Annotated in this window: 17 protein-coding genes; 13 read left to right on the top strand and 4 right to left on the bottom strand. The window is 62.8% G+C overall.

Going from position 1 to position 17,985, the window contains the following annotated elements:
• The first annotated feature begins 247 nt into the window (after positions 1-247).
• Positions 248-2,179 carry a hypothetical protein gene (locus AFIC_RS12430; RefSeq protein ID WP_275246546.1) on the top strand — a complete coding sequence of 644 codons (1,932 nt, stop codon included), beginning with the start codon at positions 248-250 and terminating at the stop codon, positions 2,177-2,179.
• Positions 2,180-2,358: 179 nt separating this feature from the next.
• Entirely contained in the window at positions 2,359-3,570 is a 1,212-nt protein-coding gene (locus tag AFIC_RS12425) for a GGDEF domain-containing protein (RefSeq protein WP_275246545.1), read from the top strand.
• A 113-nt stretch (positions 3,571-3,683) separates the two neighbouring features.
• Here AFIC_RS12425 and AFIC_RS12420 read toward each other — a convergent pair whose 3' ends face one another.
• Complete coding sequence (locus tag AFIC_RS12420) at positions 3,684-4,928, bottom strand: MFS transporter (RefSeq protein WP_420833334.1); 1,245 nt, start codon at positions 4,926-4,928, stop codon at positions 3,684-3,686.
• 234 nt (positions 4,929-5,162) lie between these two features.
• On the opposite strand from AFIC_RS12420, the gene AFIC_RS12415 reads away from it, so the two are divergent.
• Positions 5,163-6,098 (top strand): AEC family transporter, encoded by a 936-nt coding sequence (locus tag AFIC_RS12415; RefSeq protein ID WP_275246544.1) that lies wholly within the window; start codon positions 5,163-5,165, stop codon positions 6,096-6,098.
• A gap of 87 nt (positions 6,099-6,185) precedes the next feature.
• On the opposite strand, the gene AFIC_RS12410 is transcribed toward AFIC_RS12415, so the two are convergent.
• On the bottom strand, positions 6,186-7,097 hold the full coding sequence (locus AFIC_RS12410; protein ID WP_275246543.1) for an alpha/beta fold hydrolase: 912 nt from the start codon (positions 7,095-7,097) through the stop codon (positions 6,186-6,188).
• A gap of 288 nt (positions 7,098-7,385) precedes the next feature.
• Here AFIC_RS12410 and AFIC_RS12405 point away from each other — a divergent pair, with 288 nt between their 5' ends.
• The 7 genes from AFIC_RS12405 to AFIC_RS12375 all read left to right on the top strand — a co-directional run bounded on the left by AFIC_RS12405 (position 7,386) and on the right by AFIC_RS12375 (position 13,545).
• Positions 7,386-8,285, top strand: coding sequence for a LysR family transcriptional regulator (locus AFIC_RS12405; RefSeq protein WP_275246542.1), 900 nt, complete (start codon positions 7,386-7,388; stop codon positions 8,283-8,285).
• Positions 8,286-8,585: 300 nt separating this feature from the next.
• Complete coding sequence (locus AFIC_RS12400) at positions 8,586-9,005, top strand: acyl-CoA thioesterase (protein WP_275246541.1); 420 nt, start codon at positions 8,586-8,588, stop codon at positions 9,003-9,005.
• 30 nt (positions 9,006-9,035) lie between these two features.
• Entirely contained in the window at positions 9,036-10,547 is a 1,512-nt protein-coding gene (locus tag AFIC_RS12395) for an MmgE/PrpD family protein (RefSeq protein WP_275246540.1), read from the top strand.
• 98 nt (positions 10,548-10,645) lie between these two features.
• Complete coding sequence (prpC, locus tag AFIC_RS12390) at positions 10,646-11,833, top strand: bifunctional 2-methylcitrate synthase/citrate synthase (RefSeq protein WP_275246539.1); 1,188 nt, start codon at positions 10,646-10,648, stop codon at positions 11,831-11,833.
• A gap of 9 nt (positions 11,834-11,842) precedes the next feature.
• Positions 11,843-12,757 (top strand): methylisocitrate lyase, encoded by a 915-nt coding sequence (prpB, locus tag AFIC_RS12385; RefSeq protein ID WP_275246538.1) that lies wholly within the window; start codon positions 11,843-11,845, stop codon positions 12,755-12,757.
• A gap of 66 nt (positions 12,758-12,823) precedes the next feature.
• A complete protein-coding gene (locus AFIC_RS12380) occupies positions 12,824-13,141 on the top strand; it encodes an NIPSNAP family protein (RefSeq protein ID WP_275246537.1) in 318 nt (105 codons plus the stop codon).
• A gap of 164 nt (positions 13,142-13,305) precedes the next feature.
• The gene (locus AFIC_RS12375) at positions 13,306-13,545 is read left to right on the top strand and encodes a hypothetical protein (RefSeq protein WP_275246536.1); all 240 of its coding nucleotides are present in this window, start codon (positions 13,306-13,308) and stop codon (positions 13,543-13,545) included.
• A gap of 11 nt (positions 13,546-13,556) precedes the next feature.
• Here AFIC_RS12375 and AFIC_RS12370 read toward each other — a convergent pair whose 3' ends face one another.
• The gene (locus tag AFIC_RS12370) at positions 13,557-13,910 is read right to left on the bottom strand and encodes a hypothetical protein (protein ID WP_275246535.1); all 354 of its coding nucleotides are present in this window, start codon (positions 13,908-13,910) and stop codon (positions 13,557-13,559) included.
• A 387-nt stretch (positions 13,911-14,297) separates the two neighbouring features.
• On the opposite strand from AFIC_RS12370, the gene AFIC_RS12365 reads away from it, so the two are divergent.
• From AFIC_RS12365 to sorB, 3 genes are all read left to right on the top strand, one after another.
• Positions 14,298-15,731, top strand: a complete 1,434-nt coding sequence (locus tag AFIC_RS12365) for an NAD-dependent succinate-semialdehyde dehydrogenase (RefSeq protein WP_275246534.1) — start codon at positions 14,298-14,300, stop codon at positions 15,729-15,731.
• 140 nt (positions 15,732-15,871) lie between these two features.
• Positions 15,872-17,080, top strand: a complete 1,209-nt coding sequence (sorA, locus tag AFIC_RS12360) for a SorA family sulfite dehydrogenase catalytic subunit (RefSeq protein ID WP_275246533.1) — start codon at positions 15,872-15,874, stop codon at positions 17,078-17,080.
• 11 nt (positions 17,081-17,091) lie between these two features.
• On the top strand, positions 17,092-17,424 hold the full coding sequence (gene sorB, locus AFIC_RS12355; RefSeq protein WP_275246532.1) for a SorB family sulfite dehydrogenase c-type cytochrome subunit: 333 nt from the start codon (positions 17,092-17,094) through the stop codon (positions 17,422-17,424).
• Positions 17,425-17,478: 54 nt separating this feature from the next.
• Here sorB and AFIC_RS12350 read toward each other — a convergent pair whose 3' ends face one another.
• Positions 17,479-17,790: a polyhydroxyalkanoic acid system family protein gene (locus tag AFIC_RS12350; protein WP_275246531.1), complete on the bottom strand. Its 312-nt coding sequence runs from the start codon at positions 17,788-17,790 to the stop codon at positions 17,479-17,481.
• Positions 17,791-17,985 lie beyond the last annotated feature (195 nt).

The following is a 17,985-nucleotide window of genomic DNA, read 5'->3' as shown; positions in this document are numbered from 1 at the left end:
TGAAGAAGGGCGGCTGCGAAAGCCGCCCTTCTTATTTATTGCAAAGGTCGCCCGCCCGCCATCCGCAACGAATTTATCGTCGTCCCCTAGAGCTTTGACTGAAAACGACAATTAGCTGTCTGGAGCGGAACCGGTCGGGGTTGTTTCCCGGTGCGGTGTCGTGGACATTTGCTCACATAAGGGTGGATTTGCCACCCGGCTTTTCGCAATATCCGGCCACCATGCTGACAGCGTGCGGGGAGGCTCGATGTTTGCGCAACGCCGGATTGCTATTGTCGCGACCGCGTCCCTGCTGATTGCGGGCGTCTCCTTTTTCTCTGTTTCACCGGTGCGGGCTCAAACAGCCGGCGCGTGCACCGAGGGCACCGATCTTGCGGTGCTGGCGGCGCCTGCCATGCCGTGGAAGGGCATGCCGTTGCGGGTGATGTTCGCCGCCGAGAAAGAGACCAGGGGCGAATTGTCGCTGATCGCGCCGGACGGAAGCGTGGCGGCTAAATCCGGGCAGCAGCAGGGCGGCCCGCCTTATTTCTGGATTGCGGAAGTTGCGACGCCGGTCGCAGGAACGTGGCACGCGAAGCTGGTCCGCGATCACGCATCGCCCGGCTGCGAGACTGTCACGCGCGAAATCACGGTCCGGTCCGGGCGGCCACCCCGGACGAGCGCGGCTGCGGGAAGCATCTGGCCGATCCATGACACATGGGATCGCGGCACGGAAAACCTGTACTCGGCCTGGATCGAAAAACTGTTCGATGCGCCGCTGGATTCGCCGCCGTCATGGAAGGCGCTGCATGAAGTGCTGCGCGATCGTTCGCGCAACGTGCTGTTCAACTATCTCGACCTCGGCGAGGATGAGATGGGGATGGTGTTCCATCCCGATTGCGCCGACATGCCATACTTCCTGCGCGCCTATTTCGCGTTCAAGCTGGGATTGCCGTTCGGCTACTCACGCTGCTCGCGCGGCACCGCGACCAAGGCGCCGACCTGTACGCAATGGTTCAACATCCAGCATCTGGACGCGGGTAAGCAGCCGAACGTCGGTCAGGAAACTGCAACCAGTGAGCCAGCGGCTGGTGTGCCTGCGGCCGAGCCGCCGAAGCGGCTTGGTCTTGCGGCGTCATTCGGCAAGTACATCGCCGTGATCGGCGATGCCGTGCATTCGGGATCGAGCCGGACTGCGGCGGCCGACAACAACACCGACTACTATCCCGTGCCGCTGACGCAGGATGCATTGCGTCCGGGCACGATCTACGCCGATCCGTTCGGACATATTCTGATGCTGACCAAGCGGGTCGCGCAGACGAACGATACGGCGGGCGTCCTGCTCGCGGCCGATGCCCAGCCCGACGGGACCGTTGCGATCAAGCGGTTCTGGCGCGGCAATTTCCTCTATGTGCAGGATCATACCACGGGACCGGGCTTCAAGCGGTTTCGTCCCATCGTGCGCGAGCGCAACGGCGCCCTGCATCGCCTGACGAACAGCGAGATCGCGAGCAACCCGCAATACGGCAATTACTCCTCCGAGCCGTCGAAGCTGTCGGTCGATGCGTTCTACGATCGCATGGATGACGTGATGTCGCCCGCGCCGCTCGATCCCCTGCGCGCGATGAAGGAAGTCGTCACGGCTCTTGATGAGCAGGCGCAGGCGCGCGTGACCTCGGTGGAGAACGGCCGCAAGTTCCTGGACAGCGGCAAGGGCGTCGGTGCGATGCCGGATGGCGCGTCGATCTTCGAGACGTCCGGCGCTTGGGAGGACTTCGCCACGCCGTCGCGCGATCTGCGGATGCTGATCGCCATCGACGTAGCGCGCGGATTCCCGGATCATGTCGCACGGCGGCCCGAGCGATACGCCATGCCGAAGGACAAAACCGTCGATCAGGTGAAGATCGAGTTGCAGAGCGCGCTGGCGAGTGAACTCGCATCGCGCAAGTTCACATACACGCGCAGCGACGGCTCGCCATGGACTCTCACGGTGAAAGAGGTTGTGGATCGCGCGCCCGCACTCGAGATGGCCTACAATCTGAACGATTGCGTCGAACTGCGATGGGGCGCGCCCGCGAACAGCGAGGAAGCATCGACCTGCAAGCGCCATGCACCGGAAGCGCAACGCGCCAAGATGATGAAATATCGCCCCTGGTTTCACGAGCGCCGCAGGCCCGCGCGCGGTGCGCGAGGCGTATAGTTGACGAATCTATAGTTGATATGGCGTGAGCGGCCCGCTTTGGCACACTCCCGTTCAGATTTTCACCGCCGGATTCAGGTTCCGTTAGGTGTTCCGGGCGGTGGTATACTGGATTAAGTGTTCTCTTAATGCGGGACGAGTCATGACTGCATCCGGGATTTTCCGGACGTGGGACGGCCGTGCTCGATTACAATTCACTTCTGATCGCGCTGAGCTTTTGCAGCGCGGGTCTGGCCTTCACGTTTTTCGTGAGCTGGTTCGTGTCGCGCTCGGACAGCGTGCTGATGACATGGGGCGCAGGCGTCGCGTGCCTGTTCGTGAGTCTGCTGTTCTACCGCGATTTTGTCGTGGAATTCTCACCGGCAGGCGGAGTGCTGGCGTTTTCGGGATTGCTGATCGGTCTGACGCTGTTTTTGGGCGCGGGTCGGCAATTCCGCAACGGCACGCTTCCGGTCCGGGCGATGGTGCTGACCGCCGCTATATCCATCGCAGCGATGGCAGCGCCGATGCTGCTTGGTTATGACGGCATTTCATACATCGTTCTGAATATCGCCGCCGCGGGGATCATGCTGGCCACGGGTCTCGATTATTGGCGCTGGCGAGAGGAATCGCCGACACTCATTCTTCTCCTGTCGATGATGTACATTCTCACGGCTTTCTCTTTCGTGCTTTGCGCGGTCGTGCTGGTTTATAACGGCCACTGGATCATGCATCGCGCGCCCGATGGATGGGCGGAGAACATCAATCTGGCGATGTGCCTCACAAGCATCGGCGGCATGGGCGCGCTGTCGCTCGGTCTCAATCAGGTGCGGCAGACGCGGCATCATCAGCGTCAGGCCGAGACGGATTCCCTGACCGGTCTGTTCAACCGCCGCGCGCTGTTCGATCGCAGCCAGCGCTTCTCGTCTCCCGTTTCGATCGTGATTTTCGATCTCGATTATTTCAAGCGCATCAACGATGTTCACGGCCATCAGGTCGGTGACACTGTGTTGCAGACGTTCGGTAGCCTGCTGGCGGCCAATGTGAGGGAAAACGATCTCGCGGCCCGGCTAGGCGGCGAGGAATTCGCGATTATATTGTCCGGCACCGAGGCGGAGGCGGCGGCGCGGATCGCCGAGCGTATCCGCGATGGGTTCGCCGCGCAGCAGTTCATTTCGGCTTCCGGAAATTTCACCTGTACGCTCAGCGCCGGAATTTCCACCTGCGACCATGACGATCCTGATATCGTGACGCTGTTGCGGCAGGCGGATATGGCGCTCTACGACGCCAAGCGTTCGGGGCGCAACCGCGTGCTGCTGTATTCCGAGGAAACGAGTCTTGCGCCCTCGGATGCGGACTGGACGGCGCGCGCGCCCGTGAAATCCGAGAGCGTCATCAAGCTGCGTCAGTGATGCTGAAGGCGACGATCGGAGTGTTTTCAACTTTGATGGCAATAGACTGATCCGTCATGGCCGGCATAAGCCGGGCATGACGAGTGCATGATTTTGCGTCAGTTGAAACCGCCTTAGCCGGGATGCGTCCGCGCCAGATGAATCCCTGCGGCGAGCGCGCCCGCGATCAGCAGCCCGGTAAATGCCGCGACCGCGAGCCAGCCCTCGACGGCCCAGAACCATCCGCCCACCCAACCGGCGATGCTCGATCCCGTGTAGTACGCCAGAAGATACAGCGACGCAGCGTGCCCCTTGGTGTTGGCGGCCATGCGTCCGACCCAGCCGCTTGCGACGGAATGGGAGACGAAAAACCCGATGGTGACGAGCGCGATGCCTGTAATCACCCAGAACAGGGGATGCAGGAGCGTGGCGGCGATTCCCGCCAGCATGATGGCGATGCCGGTGATGAGGACAGGGCCGCGCCCCACGCGATCCACCATCGCACCGGCTGTCGAGGAGGCGACGATGCCGAACAGGTACACCGCGAAGATCGCGCCGAGTTGCGTCTGGTTGAGTTCATAGGGCGGACCGACCAGCCGGAAGGCCGCGTAATTGTAGATCGTGACGAAAGCGCCCATCGCGAGGCCGCCGATGGCGAACAGGTAGGGCAGGCCGGAGTGCTTCAGATGGCCTGCCCATGCTTGCAGATGATAGCCGGCGTCGAATTTCAACTGGCGCTCGAAATTGCGCGACGGCGGCAGCAGCATGATGAAGGCGAATGTCATCACGAGGTCGATGGCGCCGATGACGCCGAGCGACCAGCGCCACGATGTGTATTCCGCGATGATGCCGCTGAGCACGCGCCCCGCCATGCCGCCGAACGCCGTGCCGCCGACATAAAGGCCCATCGTCAGCCCAAGCCCCTTGGGATGGATCTCCTCGGCGAGGTAGGCCATCGCCACCGCGGGCACGCCGCCGAGCACGATTCCCTCCAGCGCGCGCAGGATAAGAAGGGCGTGCCAGCCCGGCACGATCGCCTGGGCGATGTTCAGGAACGAGGCGACGCACATCGAGGCGAACATCAGGCCGCGCCGCCCGAACATCTCGGAACCCGCGCCCGCGCACAGGATGGCGATGGCGAGCGCGGCGGTCGTCACCGACAGGGCGAGCGAGCTTGTGGCGGCGCTGACCTGAAAATCGGCGGCGAATTCCGGCAGCAGCGGCTGCACGTCATAGACCAGCGTGAAGGTGACGAAGCCTGCCAGGAACAGCGCGATCGAGGTTCGGCGATACGTGCTGGTGCCGCGCTCGGTCCATGTCATCGCAGATGTCATGGCCGGGCCGGTATCGGTTTCAGAACTGGGCGTCGATTTGTCCATCAGGACGTTAGCTCAAGCATATCGTGCGGCTTTCAACAACGCGGACGAAGGTTTCCCATGCAGGGATGGAAGGTGCCAGCGGTCGATCTGCATAGCTGCGTGGAGAATGACCCGGATGCCGGGCCAGGTTCACGAAAGTCTTATGGGGAATGCTGGCGGCCGTGTTGAAAGGCGTGGGAAATATGGTCTTATCGCCCGCCGCAGATTGGGTGCGGTGCTGTTGACCGGTCGAGCATGCTGTCCGCACTTGTCGTTGTTTTTCCTGTCTTTGCGCTGATCTTCACGGGGTGGCTGGTGCGCCGCCTTGGCGTGCTGGGTCCGCAATCGACATCTGAGCTTAACCGCTTCGTGGTCTATCTCGCGCTGCCCGCGCTGCTGTTCGATGTGATCGCGCATGCGGGCTGGAGCGATATCTGGAAGCCCGGTTTCATCGGCGTGTTCGGATTGAGCAGCCTGATCGTGTTCGCGCTGGCGGTCGCGCTGCGTTATCGCAAGCCACGCCATCTGGCCGATGCCGCCATCGACGGGCTCAATGCGGGCTATGCCAATACGGGTTTCATGGGATTTCCGCTGGCGCTTCTGGTGCTCGGGCAGGAGGCGATGGCGCCGACCACGATCTCCTGCATCATCACCGTCTGCGTGGTGTTCGCCGTCGCCATCGTGCTGATCGAGATCGGGTTGCAGCCGCAAGGCAAGCCGCATCTGGTGGCGCTGAAGGTCGCTCGCTCGCTGATCCGCAATCCGCTGCTGGTGGCGCCGGTGCTCGGGGCGCTGGTTCCGATCACCGGCGTGACGATCGCGGAGCCGCTCGATCATTTCGTCAAGCTGCTGGCCGCGACGGCAGCGCCCTGCGCGCTGGTGACGCTCGGTTTGTTCCTCGCGGAAAAGCGTGAAGGCGCGGGAGCCGATAAGCGCGCGGCGACATTGTTCGTTGTGCTCAAATTGCTGGTTCACCCGGCGATCGCCTGGGTGCTGGCGACGCAGGTGTTCAAACTGTCGCCGTTCCTCACCCATGCGGCGGTGCTGCTGGCGGCGCTGCCGACCGGGACCGGCCCCTTCATGCTCGCGGAGTTGTACCGGCGCGAGGCCGGCATCACGTCCACCACCATTCTGGTCTCGACGATTTTGTCGATCGTGACGGTGTCGGTTTATATCGCGATCGCGGTGTAGGATCGTCATTGCGAGCGAAGCGAAGCAATCCAGAAGCGGCAAGAAAGACTGGATTGCTTCGTCGCTGACGCTCCTCGCAATGACGGCTCAAGCCAAAAAGAATCTCTCCAACTCCGCGAACGTTTCGTCCGGCAGTTCCTCCTGCAAGGTGTGGCCGCAATCGAGCGCGCCCCCCTCGACATGGGTGGCCTTGTCGCGCCATGTCGCAAGCACATCATAGAGAGCGCCGACGGTGCCGCGTCGGCCCCAGATGGCGAGCAATGGCGCGGTCACGCGCTTGTCGGCATCCGCCGCGTCGTGTTGCAGATCGATGGTCGCGGCGGCGCGATAGTCCTCGCAGATGGCATGGCGCGACTCCGGATCGCTGTAACAGCGCAGATATTCGGCGAAGGCTTCGGGCTCGGTCGCCCCGGCCAATTTCGTTTGGCCGTCGAGATGGGTGCGCAGGAAATATTCGGGATCGGCGGCGATCAGCCGCTCCGGCAGCGGCTCGGGCTGGATCAGGAAGAACCACCAGAAATATCGCCGGGCGAATTCCATGTCGGTCAGCGCGTACATCGTGGCGGTCGGCGCGATGTCCATCAGGGCGATGCGCGTCACCGCGCCGGGATGGTCGAGCGCCATGCGGTGCGCGACGCGGCCGCCGCGGTCATGGCCCGCGACGGAGAAGCGCGAATGTCCCAGCGCGCGCATCAGGTCGATCTGGTCCTGCGCCATCGCCCGTTTTGAATATTCGATGTGGCTGGCGCTACTCGCGGGCTTGCTGCTGTCGCCGTAGCCGCGCAGGTCGGCGGCGACCACGCTGAAGCGGCGGGCTAGCCGGGGCGCGATCTTGCGCCAGGTGATGTGCGTGTGCGGATGGCCGTGCAGCAGCAGGAGAGGCGGGCCGTGCCCTGCGATGGCCGCGTGAATCGTGATGCCGTTGCCGAGGTCGGCGTCGATGTCGCGGAAGCCATCGAGAAAGCGGGAGGGGCCGAGTTCCTTGATGATGGCGTTCATGGCTGGGGCATTCCGTATTCGGGCCGAAGGCCGATTGTGCGGGAAATCCATCGGATGCGGCAGCGGCCGGAGCGCATGGCGCGGATGCACCGGAGCCTATTGTTGCCGATTCCTCCAAATCCCGAGCGGGTTTTGTGAGTTAGGTTCGAGAATTCATATTGAGGGTATGCCATCGCAAATCGCATAATTTGAAACGATGATCGGACAGCGATGCCGGCCGCTCGTTACAAATTCATAAAATAGATCTGCCGGTTATGTGGCTGATGGCAGAGCAGGGCGCCCGACCGGATGATCGACAAGCTCGAATTCCTGATTGCGCTTGCCGGTGAGCGGCATTTCGGCCGCGCCGCCGAGATCAGCCATGTCAGCCAGCCGACCCTTTCAGCGGCGATCAAGCAGCTCGAGGATTCCTTCGGCACGCTGCTCGTGAATCGCGGCTCGCGTTTTCAGGGCTTCACTCCGGAAGGCGAGCGGGTGCTGGCATGGGCGCGCCGGATCGTCGGCGACGCGCGCGCGATGCGCGAGGACATCGAGACCGTCAAGTACGGCCTGAGCGGCCATGTGCGGCTGGCGGCGATCCCGACCGCGCTGGCGATGACAGCGGCGCTGACCACGCCGTTCCGCGCCCGCCATCCGGGCGTGAGATTCACCATCCTGTCGCGCACCTCGATCGAGATCCTGCGGATGCTGGAAAATCTGGAGATCGATGCCGGGCTGACCTATCTCGACAACGAACCGCTCGGGAAGCTCGACCGCGAGCCTTTATATCTGGAGCAGTACCGGCTGCTGACCTCGCCGGACAGCGAACTCGGCGACCGGAAGACGGTCACCTGGGCGGAGGTCGGCAAGATTCCGCTGTGCCTGCTGACGCCCGACATGCAGAACCGCCGGATCATCGACCAGATGCTGTTCAAGGCCGGGGTGACGGTGTCCACCACGCTCGAATCCAACTCGATGATCGTTCTCTATGCCCATGTCCGTTCCGGGCGCTGGGCGAGCATCATGCCGGCGCTTCTGGCCGAGACACTTGGTCTCACCGATCGGGTTCGCGCGATTCCGATCGTGGAGCCGGAGAATGTCCATTCGATCGGTTTGGTCACGGTCCACCGTGACCCGATGAGTCCTCTCACCGCGGCCTTGCTCGACATGGCCCGGCATCTGCACGGCACATTGCCGGCACCGGTATGAATCGACCGCCGATCTGCAAGAATCAAGGGCCTGAGGGGCGAGCGTCCGGACCTTCGAGGGTGTGGATGTCCCGTAGTCTGAAATTGCCGTGCTGTAGTCTGAAACACCGGGCAACATGCGAGGAAGATAAGAGAAATTCTTTCCTAACAGCTTCGCATGGGTGCGCTGAAAAAGCCGGGGGGCTGGCGCGTTTTGTGGGCAAAACCGGCCATTTGGCGCGCGAGGCGCGACGTCTGGTGCCGGCCTAGACTTTCTTCGCCGTTTTCAAATGGCGGCAGGTGTGGCTAGTGTCCCCGCACGATGAGCAACCGGGGTTCCAGCCACCATCCGCAAGCGCAAACCGACGCGTCCGCCTCGGGCGAGACCCGTCTGTTGGAAGTGGTTTTTCCCGAGCATTCCAATCATTACGGCACCCTGTTCGCGGGCAACGCGCTGAGCCTGATGGCGAAGGCGGCGTATATCGCTGGCGCGCGCCGCGCCGGGCGCAACGTGGTGATGGCGACGGCGGAGAAGGTGGATTTTCTCGAGCCGGTCAAGGTCGGGGAATTGATCGAGATCGTCGCGCGCGTCGCGCGCGCTGGTACAAGCTCGATGACGGTCGCCGTCGAAATCATTCGCGAGGATCTCGCAAGCAAGCAGCATCGGACAGCGATGCGCGGGCAGTTCGAGATGGTCGCGGTCAACGAGCAGGGACGCCCTGTCAGGATCGATCCCGAATAATCCCGATAACGCAGCCAAGGATAGCGACACGTGAAGAACCACTCCGTCCGTACCTACAAGTCCGCCGAACATCTCGAGCGCGCCGACCAGTTGGCCTGGAAGATCGCCGAAGTCGCCGCCGATCCGGTCGCGGTCGAGCCCGCCGTGACGGAGATGATCGGCAACCGCATCATCGACAACGCGTCGGTCGCTGCGGCATCGCTGGCGCGGCGTCCGGTGGCGAGCGCGCGGGCGCAGGCTCAGGCGCATCCGTTTGCGCCCGGCGCCACGATCTTCGGTCTTGCGAGCGACAAGCGCGTGTCGCCGGAATGGGCGGCGTGGGCGAACGGCGTCGCGGTGCGCGAACTCGATTTCCACGACACGTTCCTCGCCGCCGACTACTCGCATCCCGGCGACAACATTCCGCCGATCCTCGCGGTTGCGCAGCACACCGGCCTCACCGGCGCGGACCTCGTGCGCGGCCTTGCCACCGGCTATGAAATTCAGGTCAACCTTGTGAAGGGCATCTGCCTGCATGAGCACAAGATCGACCACATCGCCCATCTCGGTCCTTCTGTTGCGGCGGGCATCGGCACGCTGTTGAAGCTGCCGGCCGAGACGATCTATCAGGCCGTGCAGCAGGCGCTGCATGTCACCACCACCACGCGGCAGTCGCGCAAGGGCGAGATTTCGAGCTGGAAGGCCTATGCGCCTGCGTTCGCGGGCAAGATGGCAATCGAGGCCGTGGACCGCGTGATGCGCGGCGAGGGCGCGCCGTCGCCCGCATGGGAAGGCGAGGACGGTTTCATCGCCTGGCTGCTGTCCGGCCCGAAGGCGGAATATGTCGTGCCGCTGCCGGAAAAGGGCGAGCCCAAGCGCGCCATTCTCGAGACCTACACCAAGGAGCATTCCGCCGAGTATCAGAGCCAGGCGCTGATCGATCTCGCCCGCCGGATGGGTCCGAAGATCGGCGATCTGTCGAAGGTCAAGAGCATCGTCATCCACACCAGCCATCACACCCATTATGTGATCGGCACCGGCGCCAACGATCCGCAGAAGATGGACCCGAAGGCGAGCCGCGAAACGCTCGACCATTCCATCATGTACATCTTCGCCGTCGCACTCGAGGACGGCGGCTGGCATCACGAGAAGTCCTATGCGCCCGAGCGCGCGCAGCGCAAGGATACCGTGGCGCTGTGGCACAAGATCTCGACCGTCGAGGACAAGGAGTGGACGCGCCGCTACCACAGCCAGGACCCGAAGGAGAAGGCGTTCGGCGGCAAGGTCGTCGTCACGCTCAATGACGGCAAGGTGATCGAGGACGAACTCGCGATCGCCGACGCCAACCCGCTCGGCGCGCGTCCGTTCACGCGGCCGGACTACATCAAGAAATTCCGCACGCTGGCGGAAGGCATCGTGCCGGCGGCGGAGCAGGATCGCTTCATCGCGGCGGTCGAGCAGTTGCCGTCGCTGAAGGATTTGTCGCAACTGTCGTTCACCGTCGAGGCGGCGCGGCTTGGTGCGCCGTCGCATCACGGCATTTTCGACTGGCGCGCGAAGTAACGCGCGTCCGCCTGCGCGCGAAGGCGCATTCAATATAACGGCGCGACAGGCCGCCTGGCGGCCTGTCGAAGACCAGCAACACGACGAAGGGACATGCGATGGAAACGAACTCCGCACCGAAGCCGAAGAAATCCGTGGCGCTGTCCGGCGTGCAGGCCGGCAACACCGCGTTGTGCACCGTCGGCCGCACCGGCAACGACCTGCATTATCGCGGCTACGATATTCTCGACGTGGCGGAGACCTGCGAGTTCGAGGAAATCGCTTATCTTCTGGTGCACGGCGTGCTGCCGACCGTCGCGGAGTTGGCCTCCTACAAGGCGAAGCTCAAGGCGATGCGCGGATTGCCTGCGGCGGTGAAGGCCACGCTGGAACAGATTCCGGCGGCGGCGCATCCGATGGACGTGATGCGTTCCGGCGTCTCGGCGCTTGGTTGCGTGCTGCCGGAAGCGCACGACCATAACCAGCCCGGCGCGAAGGACATCGCAGACCGGCTGATGGCCTCTCTGGGTTCGATGCTGCTGTACTGGTATCACTTCTCGCACAACGGCAAGCGGATCGACGTCGAGACCGACGACGATTCTATCGGCGCGCATTTCCTGCATCTGCTGCACGGCAGGAAGCCCTCGGCATCGCACGAGCGCGCGATGCACACCTCGCTCATCCTTTATGCCGAGCACGAGTTCAACGCTTCCACCTTCACCGCGCGCGTCATCGCGGGCACGGGTTCGGACATGTATTCGGCGATCACCGGCGGCATCGGCGCGCTGCGCGGTCCCAAGCATGGCGGCGCCAACGAGGTCGCCTTCGAGATCCAGCAGCGTTATCGCGATGCGGACGAGGCGGAAGCCGACATCCGCCGCCGGGTCGAGGCCAAGGAAGTGGTGATCGGGTTCGGTCACCCGGTCTATACGGTCGCCGATCCGCGCAACAAGGTCATCAAGGAAGTCGCCCGCAAGCTCAGCGAGGAGCGCGGCGACATGCGGATGTTCGAGATCGCCGACCGCATCGAGGCGGTGATGGACGAGACCAAGAAGATGTTCGCCAACCTCGACTGGTTCAGCGCGGCGTCCTATTACGCGATGGGCGTGCCGACCGCGATGTTCACGCCGCTGTTCGTGATCGCGCGCACTTCCGGCTGGGCCGCGCACGTCATCGAGCAGCGCATCGACAACAAGATCATCCGCCCGTCGGCGAACTATGTCGGCCCGGAGAATCTGAAGTTCGTGCCGATCGGCCAGCGCGGCAAGAAGGCCGCCAAGAAATCGACTGGTACCAAGGCGGCGTAAGGAGAGACCATGACCTATCTTGTCGGCGCTGAACTGTCCGATCGTCCCGCGGGCGAGCGTTTTCGCGCATTGGTGAACCGTCCGCAAATTCTGGGAATTCCGGGCGCGCATAACGGGCAGGCGGCGTTGCAGGCGAAGGACGCGGGTTTCGAGGCGCTGTATCTCTCGGGTGCTGCGATGACAGCCTCGATGGGCTTGCCCGATCTCGGCATGATTACCGTCGATGAGGTCTCGTTCTTCGTGAAGCAGGTGGCGCGGGCCTCCGGCCTGCCGGTGCTGGTCGATGGCGACACCGGTTACGGCGAGGCGCTCAACGTCATGCACATGGTGCGGACGTTCGAGGATGCGGGCGCTGGCGCGGTCCATATCGAGGACCAGTTGTTGCCGAAGAAGTGTGGCCACCTCAACGACAAGAAACTCGCGGACGCGCGCGACATGGCGGCCAAGGTTGCCTCCGCCGCCAAGGCGCGCAAGCATCTCTACCTGATCGCGCGCACCGATGCGGCAGCGAGCGAGGGCATGGATGGTGCGGTGGCGCGCGCCAGGCTCTACATGGAAGCGGGCGCGGACGCGATCTTCCCCGAGGCTTTGAATTCGCGCGAGATGTTCACGGAATTCGCCAAGCGGATGCCGGGCGTACCGCTTCTCGCCAACATGACCGAGTTCGGCCGCACGCCGTTCTTCACCGCCTCGGAGTTCGAGGCGATGGGCTACAAGATGGTGATCTGGCCGGTGTCGTCGCTGCGTGTCGCCAACAAGGCGCAGGAGCGGCTGTTCGCGGCGCTCAAGCGCGACGGCATGACCAAGGCGATGGTGCCGGACATGCAGACCCGCGCCGAGCTTTACGCCACCATTCGCCTGCACGACTACGAGGCGCTGGATGCCTCCATCGTCGCGAGCGTGGTGCCGAAGGCGGTCGAATAGAATCTCGAATTCATCTCACGCGTCTGACGGCGGCAAGCGCCGCCGCGGGCCATTCGGAGAGCGCGCATGTTCGTGGACGAGCGAATCTATACCCTGCACGCGGGTCAGGTGCCGACCTTCCTGAAACTCTACGAGGAGGAGGGGATGGCCTGTCAGGTGCGGATTCTGGGGAAGATGGTCGGTTACTATTACACCGACTTCGGCCCGTTGAATCAGATCGTGCACATGTGGGGCTATGAAAGTCTGGACGACCGTTTCGAGCGGCGCAAGCAATTGCAGGCGTCGCCGGACTGGCAGTCCTATGCCAGGAAGATGCGTCCGCTGGTGGTGAAGGTGGAGAACAAGCTGCTCGTGCCCGCGCCGTTTTTCAAGGTGCCGGACTGATAGCCGCCGTCGAGGAATCGGGCAGTCACGGATCGCGCCCGGATGCAACAGGCTTGAAGCCGCCGCGAATAACACAGGATATGGTTTTCTGAAATATATCGGCCTGCCCGCGCGTTTACATCGCGTGGGGGGCTGGCTATCGTCCGCAGATTGCGGGGACGATAATGGACAACCGGACATTCTGGCTTGGGCTGCTTGGCGGCATGATGGCGGGCGCGCTCGTCATTGCGGCCGGCTATTTTGCCATCAAGGCTTATCTCCCGCCCCCGAACGACGACCCGCTTTACAAAGCCAGGCAGTCCTTCCTGCCGTTCGGCACCAGCCTGTCACGCGCGGAAGCCGAGGCGGAACTCCGATTTCTGAATCGCGAGCGCGAGCGGGCCGCAGCCTTGCTCACGAGTTGAGACCAAGGCTGCTAGTTCGTCAGGATCTTTGAGGCGCAGAGCAGCACGATCAGGGTCAGGAACAGCAGGTCCATATAGGATTTGAGTTCGCCCTCGTGGCGCAGGCGCGCGACTTCCCGCGCGGATTGCCTGCGCGTCGAGCCTTCCGCGCTGCCGGCCTTCGCGTCGTTTTCGAGGCGCTCGATTTTTTGAAAGAACATGAATTGCCGGATCGTGGAGACGATCCTCATCGAGGAATAGACCAGCACGAGAAAGGCGATGATGGATCGCTCGCTGTATTTGCTCAAAAAATTCAGGGTAAGATAAACCAGCGCCAGGAACGCGAAGTTCGAGGCGAAGCGATAGATGTAGCCCAGGATAACCAAGACCGAATCCCTAGAAAGCGCGCCCCCACCTGCATCCCGTCGGGATGCTGCGCAACAGAGAAATACAGGCCCGTCTCAGTGGCCTGCCGCACCGAACCTGAGACCGTACCCCTTGATAGCCTTGAGAGAATCGGAGGTTCTTTAGTACCTCAACCTGCCGCTTTTCCGCCTGTGCCGCAAGGCGATTATCAAATCTGCGCTGAATCCGCACACCCGGGATACGTCAGGATACCGGCAGGATATCGGGCGTCTGGAAAAAAGGACGACGCATGGCCCGTCTGCCATTTCGGGAGTGGTTTTTTGTTGCGGAAGCGGCCTTAGGTTATGCGCCTGCATCCTTCCCGTGCTACGGCACCTCCGTTTTCCTTCCGCATAAGGACTTTGCCGATGACCTCATACTCTGACACCCAGCTTTTCATCGACGGGCGCTGGCGCGACGGGAGCAAGCCGCGCCTGCCGGTTCTCAATCCGGCGACCGAGGAGACGATCGGCACGCTCGCCCATGCCGGGAAAGCGGATCTCGACGAGGCGCTGGCCGCGGCGCAGCGCGGGTTCGAGGTGTGGCGCAAGGTCGGTGCGCTCGAGCGCTCGAAACTGATTCGCCGGGCCGCCGAGCTGCTGCGCGAACGGGCCGAGACCGTCGCCACGCTGATGACCCTCGAGCAGGGCAAGCCGCTGGTGGAATCCCGTGGCGAGACGGCGGGCGCCGCCGACACAATCGAATGGTTCGCGGAAGAAGCGCGCCGCACCTATGGGCGCATCGTTCCGGCGCGGGCTGTGAGCGTGACCCAGATGGTGGTGAAGGAGCCGGTCGGTGTCGCGGCCGCGTTCACGCCGTGGAATTTCCCGCTCAATCAGGCCGTCCGCAAGGTCTCGGCGGCGCTGGCGGCGGGGTGTTCGGTCATTCTGAAGGGGCCGGAAGAAACCCCGGCGAGCTGCGCCGCGCTGATCGGCGCGTTCGCCGATGCGGGGATTCCGGCGGGTGTCGTCAATCTCGTGTTCGGCATTCCGGCCGAGATTTCCTCCTATCTGATCCCGCATCCGGTCATCAAGAAAATCTCGTTCACCGGATCGACCGTGGTCGGCAAGCAACTGGCGGCGATGGCCGGCAGCCACATGAAGCGCGTGACGATGGAATTGGGCGGCCACGCGCCCGCGCTGGTGTTCGACGACGCCGACGTGGCGCAGGCGGTGAAAATTCTCGCCGCCAACAAGTTCCGCAATGCCGGTCAGGTCTGCGTCGCGCCGACGCGCTTTCTGGTGCAGGAGAAGGTCTATCAGCAATTCCTCGACGGCTTCGTGCAGGCCGCGGAAGACCTCCAGGTCGGCAACGGCATGGACAAGGGCGTGCGGATGGGCCCGCTCGCCAACAACCGGCGCATCGATGCCATGGAGTCGATGGTCGCCGACGCCAAATCGCACGGCGCCAAGGTTGCGACCGGCGGCGAGCGGATCGGCAATCGCGGTTATTTCTTCAAGCCGACGGTGCTGACCGACGTGCCGCTGTCCGCGCGCATGATGACCGAGGAACCGTTCGGTCCTGTCGCCATGATCAACCGCTTCTCCGATTACGATGAGGTGGTCACCGAGGCCAACCGGTTGCCGTACGGACTCGCCGCCTATGCCTATACGACCTCGGCGAAGACCATGGCGGGTCTCGGCCGCGACATCGAAAGCGGCATGGTCAGCATCAACCATCATGGCATCGCGTTGCCGGAACTGCCGTTCGGCGGCATCAAGGATTCCGGATACGGTTCCGAAGGCGGCATCGAGGCCGTCGAGGCGTACCTCAACACCAAGCTGGTGACGCAGACGATATAAATTCCTGCAAAATCTATCGGGGTTCTTGTACGACAAATGTCGTAACACGAGAATTCCGGTTTGCGGAATTAATGTCTGGAACACTTTGGAATCTCGTGGCTCAATTCTCCCAAGGGAATATGTCCCTTGGGAGGAAGACAATGATCGACCGACGCTCTGTGCTCCAGGGCGGCGTCGCATTGCTGGCAGGCGGCAGCCTGCTGGGGAAATCGACGCTGACCAGTTTTGCGGAAGAAATCGTCAATCTTCCGATCGGCAATGGCCAACGGCCATTGGTCAAATACCCGCAAAAACGGCCGATGATCGGCCTCACCGAACGCCCGCCGCAACTCGAGATGCCGTTCTCGGTGTTCAACGAGGGCGTCATCACGCCGAACGATGCCTTCTTTGTCCGCTACCACCTCGCGGGCATTCCGCTCGAGATCGACCCGGCGACATACACGGTCGAAATCAAGGGCAAGGTCGACAAGCCCATGAAGCTGTCGCTGGCGGACATCAGGAAAATGCCCGCCCGGGAAATCGTCGCGGTCAATCAGTGTTCGGGCAACAGCCGCGGCTTCTTCGATCCGCGTGTCGCGGGCGGGCAACTCGCCAATGGCGCGCTCGGCAACGCGAAATGGAAAGGCGTGCCGCTGAAGACCGTGCTGGAGAAGGCCGGTGTGCAGGCTAGCGCCAAACAGGTGGTGTTCGATGCGATCGACGGTCCGGTGATGGACACGACGCCGGACTTCGCCAAGGCGCTCGATCTTGACGTCGCCAGCAACGGCGACGTGATGCTGGCTTACCAGATGAACGGCACGGACCTGCCGATGCTCAACGGCTTTCCGTTGCGCCTCGTGGTGCCGGGCTATTACGGTACCTATTGGGTGAAACACCTCAACCAGATCACCGTCATCGACAAGGTGTACGATAATTTCTGGATGAAGACGGCGTACCGCATCCCCGACAACGAATGCGCCTGCGTCGAGCCGGGCACCGCGCCGAAGGCGACGGTGCCGATCAACCGCTTCACTGTCCGCTCCTTCATCACCAACGTGACGAACGGCCAGAAGCTGAAGTCCGGCAACACGACGCTCAAGGGCTTCGCTTTCGATGGCGGCACCGGCATCAAGAAGGTCGACGTGTCGACCGATGGCGGCAAGACCTGGAAGGCGGCGAAGCTCGGCAAGGATCTCGGAAAGTATTCGTTCCGGGAATGGACCTTGCCGGTGAAGCTGTCCGCGGGGCCGCACGACCTGAAAGTGCGCGCCACCAGCAATGGCGGCAAGGTGCAGCCCGAGACGGCATCGTGGAATCCGGCGGGCTACATGCGTAACGTCATCGAAACCACATCCGTGACAGTGGCTTGAGGGAGGGCATCATGAGCATGTTCAGGATCGCTACCCCTCTCGCCGCGATCGGCGTGGCCGTGGGACTTGCGATGGCTATCGGCAGCCTTCAGGCGAAGCCGGTGACCTACAAGCTGCCGCCGGAGACGGCGCAATTCAAGCCGGGACCGAATCTCGACGTGGTCCAGGCCAATTGCAGCGGCTGTCATTCGGCCGATTATGTCCAGACCCAGCCGCGCGGCCCGAAGTTCGGCAAGGACTTCTGGACCGCCGAGGTCAACAAGATGATCAAGGTCTACGGCGCGCCGATCGAGGCGAACGATATTCCGAAGATCGTGGAGTATCTGGCGGCGGCCTATCAGTAACGAGGATCACGAAAACGGAAAGCCGGCTGCATGCGTGCGGCCGGCTTTCTCGCGTTATTTCTTCTCCAGCATCAGGCGGCCCTTGTCGCCGATCACCGCCTGCGCGCGCTCGGCGAGTTTCGCCAGCAGCCATGGCAGCATCACTTCCAGTTGCACATGATCGTCGGCGACATCGATGGTGCCGCTGACGGCCTGCGCGAGCGCGGTGACGCGGAAAGCGAGTTTGTTGTCGGTCCACGTCTCCTCGTTCACAGTGAGCAGATGGCCGTACTGCGTGCGCGCGCCGGCCAGGCCGTTTTTCATGCGGCGGATGGCTTCCTCGCGGCCGAGGTTGTGGGGAATTGAAACGACAAGCGGCTTCGACACGATTTGCGGTCTCCTGATCTCACCCTCAGATATTTCCAATATCCGAAACCGCAAGCGGATGTTGCATTGCGAGGGGCGGAAAGCTGTGAAGAGGCCGCGACATTGGCCCTTGGAGTGATTGAATTTCCCGAGCGTCTGCAAATAATCGCGATCCGCGGGGGAAGGGAACCAGACCTTTGAGTCGGCACAACGTCC

This window comes from [Pseudomonas] carboxydohydrogena, assembly GCF_029030725.1.
In the GTDB taxonomy this organism is placed as follows: Bacteria; Pseudomonadota; Alphaproteobacteria; order Rhizobiales; family Xanthobacteraceae; genus Afipia; species Afipia carboxydohydrogena.
Note: the sequence above shows the minus strand (reverse complement) of the source record. Positions and strands in the feature narration are given on the sequence as shown.